Source organism: Rhizobium sp. M1 (genome assembly GCF_002531805.1).
Classification (GTDB): Bacteria; Pseudomonadota; Alphaproteobacteria; order Rhizobiales; family Rhizobiaceae; genus Rhizobium; species Rhizobium etli_C.
Map to the genome: position 1 here is coordinate 59045 of NZ_NWSW01000006.1, position 17939 is coordinate 76983.

Here is a 17939-nt window from a genome sequence, read left to right on the forward strand (position 1 = left end):
CCGAGGGGAGAAGAGAGAAAATATTTGAGGCTCCCGATCGCATCTGAGCAATGGGGAGCAAAACAAACCGAAAGCGTTGCGTGGCCGATCAACCCTATATTCTCTTCCGCGACGACACATCAGGCCAGGTGATGCTGTTCGCCGAACCTGTAGAGATCATCGCCGCGCGAACGCCCGCCGAATTCTTCAGCGGCCTCACCCGCATGGAAGAAGCAAAGGCCGAAGGCAAATGGCTTGCCGGTTACATGGCCTACGAGGCCGGGTATCTCTTCGAGGAAAAACTTGCTTCCTTCGTCGGCGAAAATCGCAAGACGCCGCTCCTCTGTTTCGGCGTCTTCGACGCGCCGCAACCGGACACACATCCGCTTGCCCAGCCCAAACAGCGTCTCGAAAACGAGGAATTCCTCACCGAACCGAAAGCCGCCTGGGATTTCCCTATATATAAAGAGCGCTTCGACCGGCTTCACGAGCATCTCAGGCTCGGCGACGCCTACCAGGCGAACCTCACCATGCCGGTCGAGGTCCGCTGGAATGGCGATCCTCGCGCCGCCTTCTGGTCGCTGATCGAACGCCAGCCGGTCAAATATGGCGCGCTGGTCGATCTCGGCGGCCCCGTCATCCTGTCGCGCTCGCCCGAACTGTTCTTCCGTACCGATGAGCAAGGCTGGATCGAGACCCATCCGATGAAAGGCACGGCCAAACGCGGCGCCACCGCCGCCGAGGATGCCGAAATCATCGAGGCCATGCGCAACGATATCAAGACGCAGGCCGAAAACCGCATGATCGTCGATCTGCTGCGCAACGACATCTCCCGCATCACCGAGGTCGGCACGCTCGATGTCCCGAAGCTCTTCGATGTCGAGACCTATCCGACCGTCCACCAGATGGTCAGCCATGTGCAGGCGAGGCTGCGCCCCGGCCTTTCGATCCGCGACATCTTCACCGCCCTTTTTCCCTGCGGCTCGATCACCGGGGCGCCGAAGATGCGGGCGATGGAAATCCTCCACGCGCTCGAAGATGCTCCCCGCGATGCCTATTGCGGCGCGATCGGCATGATCTCGCCCAGCGGCGCCATGCGTTTCTCCGTCGCGATCCGCACCATCACGCTTTTTGAGCGCGGCAGGGCCGTCTTCAATGTCGGCGGCGGCATCGTCTTCGATTCGACCGCCGAGGCCGAATACGAGGAGTGCCTGCTCAAGGCCCGCTTCGCCGTCGGCGACCAATGGATCGCGCGATGACCGACTTTTCGCTGATCGAGACGCTGCGCTGGCAGCCCGGCGACGGCTTCATCCGCCTGCGGCTGCATCTCGCCCGGCTTTCCCGCTCCGCCCGTCGCCTCGGCTTCCCACAGCCGATCGAGGCGGCCGCCAAGCTCGAGGGCGCCGTTGCAGGCGCTGCCGGTCCGCTGCGCATCCGCCTGACCTTCGACGCGCAGGGCCGCATCGAGGTAACGAGCGCGGCTTTCGTGCCGCTGGCGCCGGAGACGGCCTGGACGGTGCGCATCGCCGAGACCCGCCTCGATTCCTCCGACAGGCTGCTGCGCCACAAGACCACCCGCCGCGCCGTCTACGAGACGGCGCGCGCCGAATATAAGTCCGATGAGGCCGATGAAGTCATCCTGCTGAACGAGCGCGGCGAGGTCTGCGAGGGCACCATCACTTCCGTCTTCCTGGATGACGGGACCGGCACACTGCGCACTCCGCCGATCTCCTGCGGCCTGCTTGCGGGCGTGCTGCGCACCGAGCTCATTTGCGCGCGCAAGGCGCGTGTCGGCCGCCTCACACTTGCCGATCTCGATGCCGGCACGCTTTATATCGGCAACTCGCTGCGCGGCCTGATCCGCGCCAATCTTGTCAGGAGCTGACCATGTTCATTCTCTCCCTCACCTACCTCAAGCCCAATGGCGAAGCCGACAGGTACATGGAGCCGCACATGGCCTGGGTGAAAGAGGGTTATGCCAAGGGCTGGTTCCTCGCCTCCGGCCGCAAGATACCGCGCACCGGCGGCGTAGTCCTCGCCATCGGCGACCGCGCCGCTATCGAGGCCTATGTCGCCGCCGATCCCTTCACCATCCATGGCGTTGCCGCATACGACATTACCGAGCTCGCCGTGACGACGACGGCCGAAGGGTTGGAAATCCTGAAACGCTGATTTTACGGAGCGGAGCGGATGTTCCCGTCGCCCCTTGCCGGCCCGCCGCCCGATATTTGACCTTTCCCCCTCAACGCTCTTTATTGTGACGCCGTTTTGTGATTAGAGCCGGTCACCTCGCAATTTCTGCGGCAATTTCAAAAGAATTCTTCAGGCTGATCGCCTTCGTCCCCTTCCACAGGAGAAAAGAATGACGGAAAAGAACCATCCGGTATATGCCGAAATTACCGGTCCGATCGTGATGATCGGCTTTGGCTCCATCGGCCGCGGCACCCTGCCGCTGATCGAGCGCCACTTCAAATTCGACAAGAGCCGGATGGTCGTCATCGACCCGCGTGAAGAACCCTCCGACATGGAGATTCTGAAGAAGCACGGCGTCCGCCACATCAAGGAATTTGTCACCAAGGACAATTACAAGGAGCTGCTGAAACCGCTCCTGACGGAAGGCGAAGGCCAGGGCTTCTGCGTCAACCTCTCGGTCGACACCTCCTCGCTCGACATCATCAAGCTCTGCCGCAAGCTCGACGTTCTCTATATCGATACGGTCGTCGAGCCCTGGCTCGGCTTCTATTTCGACAAGAGCATGAGCAACGCCGACCGCACCAACTATGCGCTGCGCGAAACCGTGCGCAAGGAAAAGGCGAAGAACCCGGGCGGCGCCACCGCCGTCTCCACCTGCGGCGCCAATCCCGGCATGGTCTCCTGGTTCGTCAAGCAGGCGCTGGTCAACCTCGCCAATGACATCGGCGTCAAGTTCGAGGAGCCGGACCAGCACGATCGCGAAGGCTGGGCCAAGCTGATGAAGAAGCTCGGCGTCAAGGGCATCCACATTGCCGAGCGCGACACCCAGCGCACCAAGCATCCGAAGCCGCTCAACGTCTTCTGGAATACCTGGTCCGTCGAAGGCTTCATCTCCGAAGGCATGCAGCCGGCCGAACTCGGCTGGGGCACGCATGAAGAATGGATGCCGAAGAACGCCAAGAAGCACAAGAAGGGCAACAAGGCGGCGATCTACCTGGAGCAGCCGGGCGCCAACACCCGCGTGCGCACCTGGTGCCCGACGCCCGGTCCGCAATATGGCTTCCTCGTCACCCATAACGAGTCGATCTCGATCGCCGATTATTTCACGGTCCGCGACAAGGACGGCGAAGTGACCTTCCGCCCGACCTGCCACTACGCCTACCATCCGGCCAATGACGCCGTGCTCTCCCTGCACGAGATGTTCGGCAATGGTGGTACGTCGCAGCCGGTCCATCACGTTCTCGACGAGGACGAATTGGAGGACGGCATCGACGAACTCGGCGTCCTGCTCTACGGCCATGAGAAGAACGCCTACTGGTATGGCTCACGACTGTCGCTCGAAGAAACCCGCCGCATCGCGCCCTACCAGAACGCCACCGGCCTGCAGGTCACATCAGCCGTTCTCGCCGGCATGGTCTGGGCGCTGGAACACCCGACGGCTGGCATCGTCGAAGCCGACGAGATCGACTACAAGCGCTGCCTCGAAGTGCAGATGCCCTATCTCGGCCCGGTCGAAGGTCATTACACCGACTGGACCCCGCTCGACGGCCGTCCGGGTCTCTTCCCAGAGGACATCGACACCAAGGATCCGTGGCAGTTCCGCAACATTCTCGTTCGCTGAGAGTGCTCGCACACGCTCGATGATGCCCGCCGCAAGGCGGGCATTTTTGTAACGCTGGCTGTATAAATGGCGCCCCCGCCGCGCCAAGCCTTGCCATCATGGCGGGCGCACGCCATGTTTTGCCCGAACTTGGCGGGTGACCGCCACGCCGAATCGCCGGGAGAAGCCTTATGAAAATCAGAACTGGTCTCGTTCTTGTCGGTGCCGCGGCCGCTCTTGCCGCCTGCGTTTCATCGGAGCCGCGACAGAGGGCGGTGGCAGTCGCCCCACCCGTTACGAATTCTGTTGAAGGCGAATGGACGGATGCCAATGGCTTAACCTCCACCTTCACAGGTGGGCAGTTTGTAACTCGCACAAGCGACGGAACAAACACACAGATGGCATCGGGAACTTATACGGTCGGATCTGATCAAATTATTCAGATTAACCTTTATTCGAATGTGAAAAAAACAAGCTCTCTCGTCAATTGCGCCCTCATTGGACCAAGCCAGCTTAATTGCACGACCGCAGCAGGGTCCCAGTTCACCCTTTCCCGCCGCGGCTGAAAGTGAGGCGATAGGCCGAAAGCACACCATGCGGGCCGTCGCCGGTTACCTTATCCTGCTGCTCGCAATGCCGCTTGCCGCGTTGGCCGTCGTTTTGCCGGCCAACGTCTATCGCGCCCAGGGCATCGATGCTCCCGATTGCGACGGACCGCTGCATGTGTTGATCTTCGCCCTGCCGGTCGTGCTGATCTATGGCGTCGGCGCGATCCTGGTCTATCGCGCCGGGCGACGCTTTCGTCGCCTCCTTTCCCCTCTCTGCCTGATCATAGCGCTCTCTGCGGTTCCGAATATTGCCGAGGCTGTGCACGAACTGCACCGAAACGACGCCGGCGGCGAATGCCGGGGGTAGCAGTCGGCTTTTTTGTCCCGCCCCTCTTGGAAAGAATGCCGTCTGGCCCAGCTTTCCCTTGCAGTCATATGCCGTGTCATGGAACATCGGCATGCTGGGTACCGCCCCGGCGGACTATGGAAGGGATCGGCGAGGGGGATCTTTCGCCTCAATCAGGAGAACAGGGATGACGAAGTCTTTCAGCTTCGGTCTTTTGACCGCGTCCATGCTGGCGCTGAGCGCGGGCGCCGCCTTTGCGGATTACGAACTCAATATTCTTCATATCAACGATTTCCATTCCCGCATCGAATCGATCAACAAGTTCGATTCCACCTGCTCGGCCGAGGAGGAGGGCAAGAAGGAATGCTTCGGCGGTGCTGCCCGCCTGAAGACAGCGATCGACCAGCGCCGCCAGGCGCTATCGGGCAAGAATGTCCTTCTGCTGAATGCCGGCGACAATTTCCAGGGCTCGCTCTTCTACACCACCTACAAGGGCGCGGCCGAAGCGGAATTCCTGAACCTGATGAAGTTCGACGCCATGACCGTCGGCAACCATGAATTCGACGACAGCGAGGATGGTCTCGCGACCTTCCTCGACAAGGTGCAATTCCCCGTCGTGACGGCGAACGTCAAGGCGACGGCTGCCTCCAAGCTCGGCGACCGCGTCAAGCCGTCGCTGGTGCTCGATGTCGGCGGCCAGAAGATCGGCATCGTCGGCGCCGTCACCAATGATACGCCCGAATTGTCCTCTCCCGGCCCGAACGTCACCATCGCCGATGACGTCCAGTCCATCACTTCAGCGGTTCAGGAGCTAAAGGGCCAGGGCGTCAACAAGATCATTGCGCTCACCCATGTCGGTTATCCCCGCGACCTCGCTTTAATCGCCAAGATTCCGGATGTCGATGTCGTCGTCGGCGGCCATTCCCACAGCCTGCTGTCCAACACCGATCCGAAGGCTGAAGGCCCATATCCGACGATGGTCGACAATCCCGGCGGCTACAAGGTGCCGGTCGTCCAGGCGGCCTCCTACAGCAAATATCTCGGTGATATCGTCGTCAATTTCGACGATAGCGGCGTCGTCAAGGATGCCAAGGGCGACCCGATCTTGATCGACTCGTCCTTCACGCCCGATCCGGCCGTCGTCACCCGCGTCGCCGAACTCGCAAAGCCGATCGAGGAATTGCGCAAGAAGGTGATCGGCGCCTCCGAAGCTCCGATCGAGGGCGATCGCAAAGTCTGCCGCGTCAAGGAATGCTCGATGGGCAATCTGGTGGCCGACGCCATGCTTGACCGCACGAAGAACCAGGGCGTCACCATCGCCGTTCAGAACGGCGGCGGCCTGCGCGCGTCGATCGACGGCGGCGATGTCACCCAGGGCGAGGTCATCACCGTGCTGCCCTTCCAGAACACGCTCGCCACTTTCGAGGCCACCGGCGCAGACGTCGTCAAGGCGCTCGAAAACGGCGTCAGCCAGATCGATCAGGGCGCCGGCCGCTTTCCGCAGGTCGCCGGCCTGAAATTCTCGTTCGACCAGTCCAAGCCTGTCGGCAGCCGCGTCCGCGATGTCCAGGTGAAGGAGGGCGACAGTTTCGCTCCGATCGACCAGGCCAAGACCTACAAGCTCGCCACCAACAACTTCATGCGGGCCGGCGGCGACGGCTATTCGATCTTCAAGGAAGGCAAGAATGCCTATGATTACGGCCCGGATCTCGCCGACGTAACCGCCGAGTATCTGGCTGCGCATTCGCCTTACAAGCCCTATACCGATGGCCGCGTGACGGAAATCGGCGCGACGGTGGCGCAGGCGCCGGCACCAACCACCCAACCTGCCCCCGCCCCTGCGGCTCCGGCAACGCCGGCACCAACCGCCGAGCCCGCCCCTGCTCCAGCAGCGCCGGCAGCACCCGCTCCGGCCACCGAGCCTGCTCCGGCCGCACCGGCCGCACCCGCGCCCGCCCCGGAACCGACGCCGGCGCCGGCAGCCTCCGCGCCTGCGGCAACGACGCCCTCGACCCATGTGATCGCCGCGGGCGACACCTTCTGGGATCTCGCCGAGACCTTCTATGGCGACGGCACGCTGTGGCGGAAGCTTTCGGAAGCCAACGGCAAGCCGGACCCGCGTCACCTGATGGTCGGCAAGGAGATCCAGGTTCCCGCCAAGTAAGACGATTTGTCTCGACGCCATCGGCCGGCCCGGGGTTTCCCGGGCCGGCTTTTCTTTCTATAGGGTGAACCATGATCTCACGGCTGCGTATGAGCCAACGAGACAACGAGTGTTGGGGCCAGAATGACAGCAGATATTTCACTCCGTCCGGCGGATCATCCGGCCGTCAAGTCAGGCAAGATCGGCGTCCTGCTGGTCAATCTCGGCACGCCCGACGGAACCGACTACATCTCGATGCGCCGCTATCTCAGGGAGTTCCTGACCGATCGCCGCGTCATCGAATGGTCGCGCTGGAAGTGGTATCCGATCCTGTTCGGCATCGTGCTCAACAGGCGCCCGCAGAAGGTCGGCAAGGCCTACGAGCTGATCTGGAACAAGGAGAGGAACGAAAGTTTTCTCCGTACCTATACGCGCAATCAGTCGGAACTGATGGCCGGGCGGCTGAAGGATCTCGATAACGTCAAGGTCGACTGGGCGATGCGCTATGGCACGCCGTCGATCGCCTCGCGCATCGACGCGCTGAAGCAGGAGGGCTGCGACCGTATCGTGCTCTTCCCGCTTTATCCGCAATATGCGGCTGCGACGACTGCCACCGTCAACGACAAGGCCTTCCAGAAACTGCTCTCGATGCGCTGGCAGCCGGCGCTGCGTACCGTGCCCGATTATCACGACGACGAGACCTATATCGAGGCGCTCGCCCAATCCGTCGAACGGCATCTTTCGACACTCGACTGGAAGCCGGAGATGCTGATCGCCTCGTTCCACGGCATTCCGATGTCCTATTTCAAGCAGGGTGATCCCTATTACTGTCAGTGCCAGAAGACCGGACGGCTGCTGCGCGAGCGCCTGGGCCTCACCCAGGAAAACTTCATGGTGACCTTCCAGTCCCGCTTCGGGCCGGAGGAATGGCTGCAGCCCTATACCGACAAGACGGTGGAGAAACTCGCCAGCGACGGCCTCAAGCGCATCGCCGTCATCAATCCCGGCTTCGTTTCCGACTGTCTGGAAACGCTCGAAGAAATCGCCGAGCAGGCCGCCCATTCCTTCCACGAGAATGGCGGCGAGAAGTTCGCGCATATTCCCTGCCTCAACGACAGTGAAGACGGCATGAAGGTGCTGGAAAAGGTCGTCCGCCGCGAATTGCAGGGCTGGGCCTGAGAAAAAGGGATAACCGGCGGCAGCCCACGGATCTTGGCGAGAGGAAAGCTGCTTTTCACGTGAAGGTGGAAGTGTGGCATCCGTGTGGCATTTCTTCCTCGCAAAGAACATGCTAACCCCACATCAGTGTGTGGGCGCATGCGCCGATGGGAGGGTTTTTTCATGCTGTTGGGCGGTTTCGATATCGTCGTGATCGTGCTGGTCATCTTCGTCATCCTGGTCCTCTTCGCCGGGATCAAGACGGTGCCGCAGGGCTACCGCTATACGATCGAGCGCTTTGGCCGTTATACCCGCACGCTGGAGCCCGGCCTCAACCTCATCACCCCCTTCATCGAGCGCGTCGGCGCTCGGTTGAACGTGATGGAGCAGGTGCTGAACGTGCCGACCCAGGAGGTGATCACCAAGGATAACGCCTCGGTTTCGGCCGATGCCGTCGCCTTTTATCAGGTGTTGAACGCGGCTCAGTCCGCCTATCAGGTTGCCAACCTCGAAAACGCCATCCTCAATCTCACCATGACCAACATCCGCTCGGTCATGGGCTCGATGGATCTCGACGAACTGCTTTCCAACCGCGATGCGATCAACGACCGGCTGCTGCGCGTCGTCGACGAGGCCGTGCAGCCCTGGGGCATCAAGGTCACCCGCGTCGAAATCAAGGATATCCAGCCGCCGCGCGACCTCGTCGACGCCATGGCCCGCCAGATGAAGGCCGAGCGCGAGAAGCGCGCCCAGGTGCTGGAAGCCGAAGGCTCGCGCAACGCGCAGATTCTGAGAGCCGAGGGCGCCAAGCAATCCGCCATCCTGCAGGCCGAGGGCCAGCGCGAAGCCGCCTTCCGCAACGCCGAAGCCCGCGAGCGCCTGGCCGAGGCCGAAGCCAAGGCGACGCGGATGGTCTCCGAGGCGATTGCCGCCGGCGACGTCCAGGCGATCAACTATTTCGTCGCGCAGAAATACACCGAGGCGCTCGCCTCCGTCGGCTCGGCGCCCAACTCCAAGATCGTGCTGATGCCGATGGAAGCCTCGTCTATCCTCAGCTCCCTCGGCGGTATCGGCGCCATTGCCCGCGAGGTCTTCGGCGACCCCGGCAATCCGCCGCCTGCGCCGCCGCGTCCGCGCCCCGCGCCGGTCCGCTCGACGCCGCCGATCAATCCGCCGACCCCCAACCCTTTCAACCCCGATTCGGAGCGCTGAGCCATGCTGGCGAAGATCATCGCCGAACTCGGTCCGTGGAGCTGGTGGGTTGTTGGCCTGGTTCTGCTCGCCGCGGAAATGATCGTGCCCGGCTTCTTCCTGGTGTGGATCGGCCTCGCCGCCTTGATCGTCGGTGCGCTGTCGCTGCTGTTCTGGGACAGCGCGTTCTGGGTCTGGGAGCTGCAGGCGATCCTTTTTGCCTTGCTCGCCGTTGCCACGACCTTTGCCGGCCGTCGGCTGATGCTGCGCAATGCCGCCACCGACGAGCCCTTCCTCAATCAGCGCGGCGCGAGCCTCGTCGGCCGTACCGCGACGCTGCACGAGCCGATCCGTGAAGGCCGCGGCCGCATCCGTCTCGATGATACGCTGTGGCAGGTGATGGGGCCCGATCTGCCGGTAGGGACGCAGGTCAAGGTCGTGGCGAGCAACGGCCGCGACCTCACGGTCGAACCCATCTAATCAAACAATGCTGATCAGGCGACGCCGATTCGCAGCAGGTCATGGAAATGCACCAGCCCGACCGGGCGGCTGTCATCGTCGACGACGATCAGCGCGCCGATGCTGTGCTGATTGAGCAGCGCGAGAGCAGCGGTCGCCAGAATCGTCGGCTTCACCGTCTTCGGCGTCTTCGTCATGATGTCGTCGACGGCAAGCTCGGCGAGATTGCGGGTCAGGTTGCGCGCCATATCGCCTTCGGTGACGATGCCGCAGAGCCGTCCCTCCTCGTCGAGCACGCCGACGCAGCCGAAATGCTTGCGCGACAGCACGGTGATCGCTTCCGGCATTGGCGTGCCCTTGGCAACGAGCGGCAACCGCTCGCCGGTATGCATGATGTCGGCGACATGTGTCAGGCTGGCGCCGAGCTTGCCGCCGGGATGGAAGACGTGGAAATCCGTGGCGCTAAAGCCGCGCGCCTCCAGAAGCGCCACTGCGAGCGCATCGCCAATCGCAAGCTGCATGATTGCCGACGTCGTAGGCGCCAAACCATGTGGGCAGGCCTCTATTTCCTTTGGCAGCTTGAGTACGATATCGGCGGCTAAGCCAAGGCTGGATTCTTCATCATAAGTGATGGCGATCAGCGGAATGGAAAAGCGCCTCGAATAGGAGAGAATCGCCTTGAGTTCCTGTGCCTGTCCGCTCCAGGAAATGGCGATAATGACATCGCTTTGGCCAATCATGCCAAGATCACCGTGATTGGCTTCGGCCGCATGCACGAAGAATGCAGGTGTTCCCGTTGAAGCAAGAGTCGCGGCAATCTTCACGCCGATATGACCGCTCTTGCCGACGCCGGTCACAATGACGCGCCCGGAGATGTTGCCGATGGTCTCGACTGCCCGTGAGAAGGGAACAGCCAATCCATTGTCGAAAGCCCGTTCGAGCGCTTCAAGACCGCGTTTTTCGGTCTCTATCGTGCGTTTTGCCGATTCGAGCACGCTGTTTTCAACGAGTTTAACCGCTCTTTTGTTCATGCAGATGCGTTAGACCTTTTCACTTTCTGAGTCCACCCTGGGATATTTCCGAATTGTGAACAACGCCTGCCCGCGGCAACGAATGATTAACCACAAGGCTTTACCTTTGGGTAAGAACCAAAATGCATGTCAGGCGCGAATTGATGGGCCACCCAAAACAGACGAGCAGTGTGACGCCGCTCCGCGCCATGAGCCGTGTCATCTGCTTTACTGCGTTCGGCAGCCTGCTTCTCGGCCAGACGGCAGCTTTGGCGCAGTCGGCCACACAGGTTCAGGCAAACACCGCAAATAGCCGCTCCACCGCCCAGGGCAGCACCACGAACGCCGCCGTCGGTTTCGATGAAGAAATCGACGTTTCCGCCGCTCCGGCGGCAGCCGGCGCGGCTGGAAATGCGGAGGAAGCCCAGCAAAGGCCCGCCATACCGGATGCGCAATCCGGCGACGATATCACCGGCTCCATCCTCGACGAGGACATCCGCCGGCTGAACACCCGCGAAGCACCGGTCGACGAAACGCCGCGCCGCCGGGCTGCCGAAAGTGCGTCGACGGCGGAAACGCCGGGCATTCCGCTCGGCACTTTCGTGCTCCGTCCGAGCGTCACCCAGAGCATCAACACCGAGACCACCAAGGACGGCAACACCAGGCAGCGGCGCGCCTTCCTCGAAACCGATGCGGCCGCGACGCTGACCTCCGACTGGGGCCGCCACCAGCTGAGCGTCACCTCGGAAGGCGCCTGGCAGAGGAATATCAGCGGCGAAGGCGAGGAGCAGCCTTCCTTCAAGATCAACGGCGATCTCAGGCTGGATCTTCCCCGGGATACGGTCGCGCACCTCACCGCCGGGTATAATTTCTACCGCGAAGATACGGACGATCCCGACGCGATCGCCAATGCGACGCAGCAATCCGATGTGCAGGAGTTTTCGGCCGGGGCCTCCGTCCAACGCGATTTCGGCATCCTGCGCGGCACGACGGCGCTGGCGCTGACCCGTTCGATCTATTCCGACGCCACGCTGGCCAGCGGCGCGACCGTCGCGCTCAGCGACCGCAATCAGACGACGGGCACGTTGCGCGGCCGCGTCGGCTACGAGCTGTCGCCCGCACTCATCCCCTTCATCGAGGCGACGATCGGCCGGACGCTTTATGACGAGACGCGCGATTCCGCCGGCTATGAGCGTTCGGGCCATAGCTACGGCGCCAAGGCCGGCGTCGAGGTCGATCTCGGCGAAAAGCTGAAGGGGGAGGTCGGCGTTGGTTACGAGAGGGCGGATTTCGAAGATAACAGGCTCTCGTCGATCGACACGGCCACGCTCGATGCGAGCCTGCTCTGGTCGCCGATCCGCGGCACCGACGTCAATCTCGACCTGCAGACGAGCATCCAGCCGACGACCACGGCCGGCGAGAGCGGTTACGTCTCGCACGCGCTGACGACGACGGTCACGCATCAGCTGCGCGACAATCTGGTCGGCACGATGATCGGTGGCGTGGTTTGGCGCGATTATCCCACCGACAGCACCATCAACGACGAGCTCGTCTATAGCGCGGCGACCGGCCTCACCTGGAACATCAATCGCTATCTCGACCTGACCAGCACGCTCGGCTACGAACTGACGACGCGCAAGGAAGGATCCGATTCGCAGCAATGGCGCGCAGGCCTCGGCCTCAAGCTGAAACGTTAAAGCGCATCGCGATCTTTCAGATTCGCTGCTTGCGCTTTAGCTCTTTCTTTCACGCATGTCGTTGCCGCAAAACCGCGCACACTTTTGCGCGACATGCTTAAACGCCGCACATCCGGTCCGGATGCGCGGCGCCCTGTCATGTCTGCGCTGATGAGAACCTTACCTCAGGCCGGCCAGCAATTCCTTGAAGCCGCCTTCGACGGTCGGGCGGATATCGGCGCGTTCGAGGGCGTAGGCGACATTTGCCAGGATGAAGCCATCCTTGGCGCCGCAGTCGTAGGTCGTGCCGCGGAAGTGATACCCGGCGAAATCCTGTTCCTTCAGCAGCTTCAGCATGCCGTCGGTCAGCTGGATCTCGTTGCCGGCGCCGCGCTCCTGGGTTTCGAGGATCCGGAAAATCTCCGGCTGCAGGATGTAGCGGCCGTTGATGAAGAAGTTGGAAGGCGCCGTTCCCTTGGCGGGTTTTTCCACCATGCCGGTGATTCGGAAGCCCTCGCCGATCGCTTCGCCGACGCCGACGATGCCGTATTTATGTGCCTGGTCGGGTGCGCATTCCTCGACGGCGATGATATTGCCGCCGCTCTGCCCGTAGAGGTCGATCATTCCCTTCATGCAGCCCTTGTCGCCCTTCATGATCATGTCGGGAAGCAGCAGTGCGAAAGGTTCGTCGCCGACGATTTCGCGGGCGCACCAGACCGCATGACCGAGGCCGAGCGGCTCCTGCTGGCGGGTGAAGCTCACCGTGCCGGCCTTCGGCAATTGCTGCTGCAGGAGAGTAATTTCCGCCTTCTTGGCGCGCTCCTTGAGCGTCTGCTCAAGCTCGAAATGAATGTCGAAATAATCTTCGATGACGTGCTTGTTACGCCCGGTGACGAAAACCAGATGTTCGATCCCGGCTTCGATCGCCTCATCGACGACATATTGAATGATTGGCTTGTCGACGACGGTCAACATTTCCTTCGGAACAGCCTTTGTCGCCGGGAGGAATCGCGTCCCCAACCCGGCCACGGGAAATACTGCTTTACGAACTTTGTTGTGCTGAGCCACACCGGCCTCCTGCTTCGCCATATCGCTTTGGAAAAAGAGCCTTTTGGCTCTACCTAGTATAGAATTGCTACTGTTTTGCAATGGTGACCGGAGCGCACCGCCATGGTAAAGAATTTGTTGACTCCGTTCCTGTAGTCTCGGGTCTGGGCGGACATGACGCCTCTGCTGCACCGAAAACTGAAGATGACGGATACGACAGTCGATGATCCAGAATCACAAAAACTCCCTTCGTGGTCTTGCTCTCGCCCTCGTTGTCGCCGCCCAGGTAGGCCTGGTCCCCGACAGCGCGAAAGCCGATTCCCGGTTCCAGAAATGGATCGCGGATTTTTACCAAACAGCCGCACAGAGTGGCATCAGTAAGGCAACCTACCAAAAGGCCTTTTCCGGGGTGAGCGAGCCCGACCCGACGGTGCTCGAAAAAGCCGCCTATCAGCCGGAATTCACCTCGAAGATCTGGGATTACATCGATTCGCGCGTCAATCCCTACACGGTCAAGATCGGCCGCGAGATGGCCGCCAAGCATGCCCGCACGCTCAACGCGATCGAGCAGCGCTTCGGCGTCGACAAGGCCATTCTGCTCGCCATATGGTCGATGGAATCCAATTACGGAGCGATCCTCGACAAGGACGACCGGCTGCACTACGTGCCGCGCGCGTTGGCGACGCTTGCCTATGCCGACCCGAGCCGCGCCAAATTCGCCAAGAAGCAGCTGGTCGCCGCGCTGAAGATCTTGCAGAACGGCGACGTGCCGGCACGCGAGATGACCGGCTCCTGGGCGGGCGCCATGGGCCACACGCAGTTCATCCCGACAAGCTACCTGCTTTACGCCGTCGACGCCGACGGCAACGGCCATCGCGACATCTGGAATTCGGTGCCGGATGCGCTGGCGACCTCGGCCAATCTCCTGATGAAGAACGGCTGGGATACCGGCAAGACCTGGGGCTACGAGGTCGTCGTTCCCGCGGCCGCCGCCAAGCAGGCCGGCAAGACCCATACGCTCGCCCAATGGGCGGAACTCGGCCTGAAACGCCCAAACGGCAAGGCCTTCCGCGAAGGCGGCACCAAGGCCGTGCTGAAGATGCCGGCCGGACCAAACGGCCCGGGCTTCCTGATGACCGCCAACTTTTTCACCATCAAGAACTACAATGCCTCGGACAGCTACGCGCTTGCCGTCGGCCTGCTGGCCGATCAGATCGCCGGTTACGGCGGCATGCAGCAGCGCTGGCCGCGCCCGGACGGCGCCCTTGATATCACCGAGAAATTCGAGCTGCAGACCCGCCTCAAGACCCTCGGCTATTACAATGGCGAGGTCGACGGCAATTTCGGCTCGGGTTCGAAGGCGGCGATATCGGCGGTGCAGGAGCGCATCGGCATGCAGCCGGACGGCGAGCCTTCGCTGCCGCTCCTGAACGCACTTCGCCGATAGGAATGCCGAAAAGCAAGCCCTGATTGGAAGCCACAGAACCGTGACCTAAATTATGAGCGGGAGTGGACGCTGACCTACCCCGCGTGCAAGATGCCGGCAGATGCGGAACTGCCCATGATGAAGAAAACTGATCGGACCCCTAAAATCCGTTGGCCGGTGCTCGCCTTGACGGCGGCTGCGCTGTGCGTCGGCGCGTTTGCGCCGGTGCATGTCGCCGAGGCCCAGGAGCAGCGCTACGAGCGCCGGTCGATCCTCGATTTCTTCCTTGGCCGGCGCTATCTCGATGACGGTCCGCAGGCCCCTGATGCCCAGCAGCCGCGACGCCAGCAGCGCAAGCGCCCGCCGGCGCAGAAGGCGGTGATCAATGCCCGCACCGCGCCGCCGGTGCGGCCGCCAGTGCAGGAAGAGCCGGTCGTGCAGAAGCTTGGCGACGCCAAGAAGGTCCTGATCGTCGGCGATTTCCTCGCCAGCGGCCTCGGCGACGGTCTCACCGCCGCCTTCGAGACTTCGCCCGGCGTCGTCGTCGAAGCCCGCGGCAACGTCTCCTCAGGCCTTGTCCGCGACGATTATTATGACTGGCCGGAACAGCTGCCGAAGATGATCGACGAGCTGAAGCCAGCCATGGTCGTCGTCATGATCGGCGCCAACGACCGCCAGCAGATGGTGACCGACACTGCCAAGGAAAAATTCCGCACCGACGGCTGGTTTGCCGAATACCGCCGCCGCGTTCTTTCCTTCGGTAAAGAAGTCACCGACCGCAAGATCCCGCTGCTTTGGGTCGGACTTCCCGCCTTCGAATCCGATCAGATGACGGCTGACGCCGTCCAGATGAACCAGCTCTATCGCAACCAGGTGGAAAGCATCGGCGGCGAATTCGTCGATATCTGGGATGGCTTCGTCGACGAGAACAGCAACTTCATCGTCACCGGTTCGGATGTGAACGGCCAGCAGGTGCGCCTGCGCACCTCCGACGGCATCAATCTCACGCAGGCCGGCCGCCGCAAACTTGCCTTCTATGTGGAAAAGCCGGCCCGCCGCATTCTCGGCACCCAGGCAAGCCCGGATCTGGTGCGGCTGGACGAAAGTGCCCTGCCCGGCCTCGGCCTTCCCACCAATCCGGTCGAACACACCGTGCCGATCAGTCTCTCCGATCCCAATCTCGACGGCGGCACCGAGCTTCTCGGCGCAAGGCCGCCGCCTGTGACGCTGACGAAATCGCCGCGCGATCTGCTTGTCGAGCAGGGCGAGATGACGCCGGCCCCGGTCGGGCGCGTCGACGACTATCGCATGCCGGCGGCCAAGACGCCGGCCGAAGTCTCGGTGAAATGAGAAAGTCCGCGCGAGCATGATGCCGAAACGTGTCGGCGGTTTCGGACCACATAAAAAAATCCGCCTGGGAACTGACCCTCGATAAGTTGGTCAACAACCTACGGGGGTCCGTTCACAGGCGGAGTTCGTCTCGTTCTGAGCCTGCGTGAGCCGACAGTCAGTTCGGCAGCACGCTCGAGCCCATCAAGGCCTCATCGATGGCGCGGGCAGCCTGGCGACCTTCGCGGATCGCCCAGACCACCAGCGACTGGCCGCGGCGCACGTCGCCCGCCGTCCAGAACTTGTCGATCGAGGTCTTGTAGTCCCGGTCGTTGGCGACGACGTTGGTCGAACCGCGCTTATCGGTATTGAGCGTCAGCTTGCCCTCGAGCTCCTTCAGCACGCTTGTCGTGAACGGGCCGCGGAAACCGATAGCGATGAAGGCGAGATCGGCTCGGATGACGAATTCCGTGCCCGCAACCGGCCGCCGGCGCTCGTCGACCTCACAGCATTTGACGCCCGTCAGCACACCGTCTTCGCCGATGAATTCGAGCGTCGCCACCTGGAACTCGCGCACGGCGCCTTCGGCCTGCGAGGAGGAGGTGCGCATCTTCGTCGCCCAGAAAGGCCAAACGGCGAGCTTGTCTTCCTTCTCCGGCGGCTGCGGCCGGATGTCGAGCTGAGTGACCTTGACGGCGCCCTGGCGGAACGCCGTGCCGACACAGTCCGAAGCCGTATCGCCGCCACCGACGACGACGACATGTTTGGCGCCGGCAAGGATCGGATCCGACGGCCAGCCGACGCTGTCGATGTTCTCGCGCCCGACGCGGCGGTTCTGCTGCACCAGATAGGGCATGGCATCATGGACGCCGGCAAGGTCAATGCCCGGAATGCCCGCCTCGCGCGGCGTCTCGGAGCCGCCACAATAAAGCACGGCGTCATGATCGGCCAGCAGCTGCTCGACCTTGACGTCGACGCCGACATTGACGCCGCAATGGAAGGTGACGCCCTCGCCCTTCATCTGCTCGACGCGGCGATCGATGAAGTTCTTCTCCATCTTGAAATCGGGAATGCCGTAGCGCAGCAGGCCACCCGGCTTGGTCTCGCGCTCATAGACATGCACCTCGTGGCCGGCGCGGCCGAGCTGCTGGGCGGCCGCCATGCCGGCGGGGCCGGAGCCAATGACGGCGACTTTCTTGCCGGTATGAACTGTCGCCGGCTGCGGCCGGATGAAGCCGAGCTCATAGGCCTTGTCGGCGATCGCCTGTTCGACCGTCTTGATGGCGACCGGCGCATCTTCGAGGTTCAACGTGCAGGCTTCCTCGCAGGGCGCCGGGCAGACGCGGCCGGTGAACTCCGGGAAGTTGTTGGTCGAATGCAGGTTCTGGATCGCCGCTTCCCAGTTGTTGTTGTAGACGAGGTCGTTCCAGTCAGGAATCTGGTTGTGCACCGGGCAGCCGGTGGGGCCGTGGCAATAGGGGATGCCACAGTCCATGCAGCGCGCCGCCTGTTTCTGCACTTCCGGATCCGACATCGGGATCGTGAATTCGCGGAAATGGCGGATGCGATCCGACGCCGGCTGGTACTTCGCCACCTGCCGGTCGATTTCCAGAAACCCTGTTACCTTACCCATCTCTTCGTCCCTTACCCTCATGACCGCCTCATCCGCGGCCAATTGTCTGTCGTCAGTCCCGGCATTCCGGGCGGGTTGCTTCTCTTGACCGTCATTGGAACATATCCCCTGAAACATCCGGGCGATCTGGACGGCCTTTCGCCGTCATGATCGTCACGGATCATCGAGACGTTTCCGATATCCGCCACCCGCAATCAGCCC

The 17939-nt window shown here is 62.2% G+C and carries 16 protein-coding genes; 13 read left to right on the forward strand and 3 right to left on the reverse strand.

From position 1 onward, the window contains the following. Positions 1-50 precede the first annotated feature (50 nt). The 10 genes from CO655_RS06465 (at position 51) to CO655_RS06510 (ending at position 9638) form a co-directional block, all read left to right on the forward strand. Positions 51-1238 (forward strand): aminodeoxychorismate synthase component I, encoded by a 1188-nt coding sequence (locus CO655_RS06465; protein WP_097603962.1) that lies wholly within the window; start codon positions 51-53, stop codon positions 1236-1238. After that, on the forward strand, positions 1235-1864 hold the full coding sequence (locus tag CO655_RS06470; RefSeq protein ID WP_097664244.1) for an aminotransferase class IV family protein: 630 nt from the start codon (positions 1235-1237) through the stop codon (positions 1862-1864). Before CO655_RS06465 ends, CO655_RS06470 begins: the two co-directional genes overlap by 4 nt. Positions 1865-1866: 2 nt before the next feature. After that, on the forward strand, positions 1867-2151 hold the full coding sequence (locus CO655_RS06475) for a YciI family protein (protein WP_097664149.1): 285 nt from the start codon (positions 1867-1869) through the stop codon (positions 2149-2151). A 190-nt stretch (positions 2152-2341) separates the two neighbouring features. Next, positions 2342-3793, forward strand: a complete 1452-nt coding sequence (locus tag CO655_RS06480) for a homospermidine synthase (protein WP_097603960.1) — start codon at positions 2342-2344, stop codon at positions 3791-3793. 170 nt (positions 3794-3963) lie between these two features. Then, positions 3964-4338: a hypothetical protein gene (locus tag CO655_RS06485; protein ID WP_097664151.1), complete on the forward strand. Its 375-nt coding sequence runs from the start codon at positions 3964-3966 to the stop codon at positions 4336-4338. A 28-nt stretch (positions 4339-4366) separates the two neighbouring features. Further along, complete coding sequence (locus tag CO655_RS06490) at positions 4367-4687, forward strand: hypothetical protein (RefSeq protein ID WP_097664152.1); 321 nt, start codon at positions 4367-4369, stop codon at positions 4685-4687. Between the two features lie 166 nt (positions 4688-4853). Next, positions 4854-6830, forward strand: a complete 1977-nt coding sequence (locus CO655_RS06495) for a 5'-nucleotidase C-terminal domain-containing protein (RefSeq protein WP_097664153.1) — start codon at positions 4854-4856, stop codon at positions 6828-6830. Positions 6831-6953: 123 nt separating this feature from the next. Beyond that, positions 6954-7988 (forward strand): ferrochelatase, encoded by a 1035-nt coding sequence (hemH, locus tag CO655_RS06500; RefSeq protein ID WP_010033190.1) that lies wholly within the window; start codon positions 6954-6956, stop codon positions 7986-7988. A 162-nt stretch (positions 7989-8150) separates the two neighbouring features. Continuing rightward, positions 8151-9179, forward strand: a complete 1029-nt coding sequence (locus CO655_RS06505) for an SPFH domain-containing protein (protein ID WP_097603956.1) — start codon at positions 8151-8153, stop codon at positions 9177-9179. Between the two features lie 3 nt (positions 9180-9182). After that, positions 9183-9638 carry an NfeD family protein gene (locus tag CO655_RS06510; RefSeq protein WP_010033200.1) on the forward strand — a complete coding sequence of 152 codons (456 nt, stop codon included), beginning with the start codon at positions 9183-9185 and terminating at the stop codon, positions 9636-9638. 14 nt (positions 9639-9652) lie between these two features. Here CO655_RS06510 and CO655_RS06515 read toward each other — a convergent pair whose 3' ends face one another. Further along, entirely contained in the window at positions 9653-10648 is a 996-nt protein-coding gene (locus CO655_RS06515; protein ID WP_097664154.1) for a KpsF/GutQ family sugar-phosphate isomerase, read from the reverse strand. A gap of 143 nt (positions 10649-10791) precedes the next feature. On the opposite strand from CO655_RS06515, the gene CO655_RS06520 reads away from it, so the two are divergent. Then, entirely contained in the window at positions 10792-12324 is a 1533-nt protein-coding gene (locus CO655_RS06520; protein ID WP_097664245.1) for an outer membrane beta-barrel protein, read from the forward strand. Between the two features lie 159 nt (positions 12325-12483). Here the strand turns inward: CO655_RS06520 and galU are convergent, their stop codons facing one another. Then, positions 12484-13371: a UTP--glucose-1-phosphate uridylyltransferase GalU gene (galU, locus tag CO655_RS06525; protein WP_097604079.1), complete on the reverse strand. Its 888-nt coding sequence runs from the start codon at positions 13369-13371 to the stop codon at positions 12484-12486. Between the two features lie 202 nt (positions 13372-13573). On the opposite strand from galU, the gene CO655_RS06530 reads away from it, so the two are divergent. Both CO655_RS06530 and CO655_RS06535 read left to right on the forward strand, forming a co-directional pair. Beyond that, positions 13574-14797 (forward strand): lytic murein transglycosylase, encoded by a 1224-nt coding sequence (locus tag CO655_RS06530; RefSeq protein WP_097603953.1) that lies wholly within the window; start codon positions 13574-13576, stop codon positions 14795-14797. A 90-nt stretch (positions 14798-14887) separates the two neighbouring features. After that, positions 14888-16126 (forward strand): DUF459 domain-containing protein, encoded by a 1239-nt coding sequence (locus CO655_RS06535; protein ID WP_097603952.1) that lies wholly within the window; start codon positions 14888-14890, stop codon positions 16124-16126. 157 nt (positions 16127-16283) lie between these two features. On the opposite strand, the gene CO655_RS06540 is transcribed toward CO655_RS06535, so the two are convergent. After that, positions 16284-17738, reverse strand: a complete 1455-nt coding sequence (locus tag CO655_RS06540) for a glutamate synthase subunit beta (protein ID WP_097580374.1) — start codon at positions 17736-17738, stop codon at positions 16284-16286. Positions 17739-17939 lie beyond the last annotated feature (201 nt).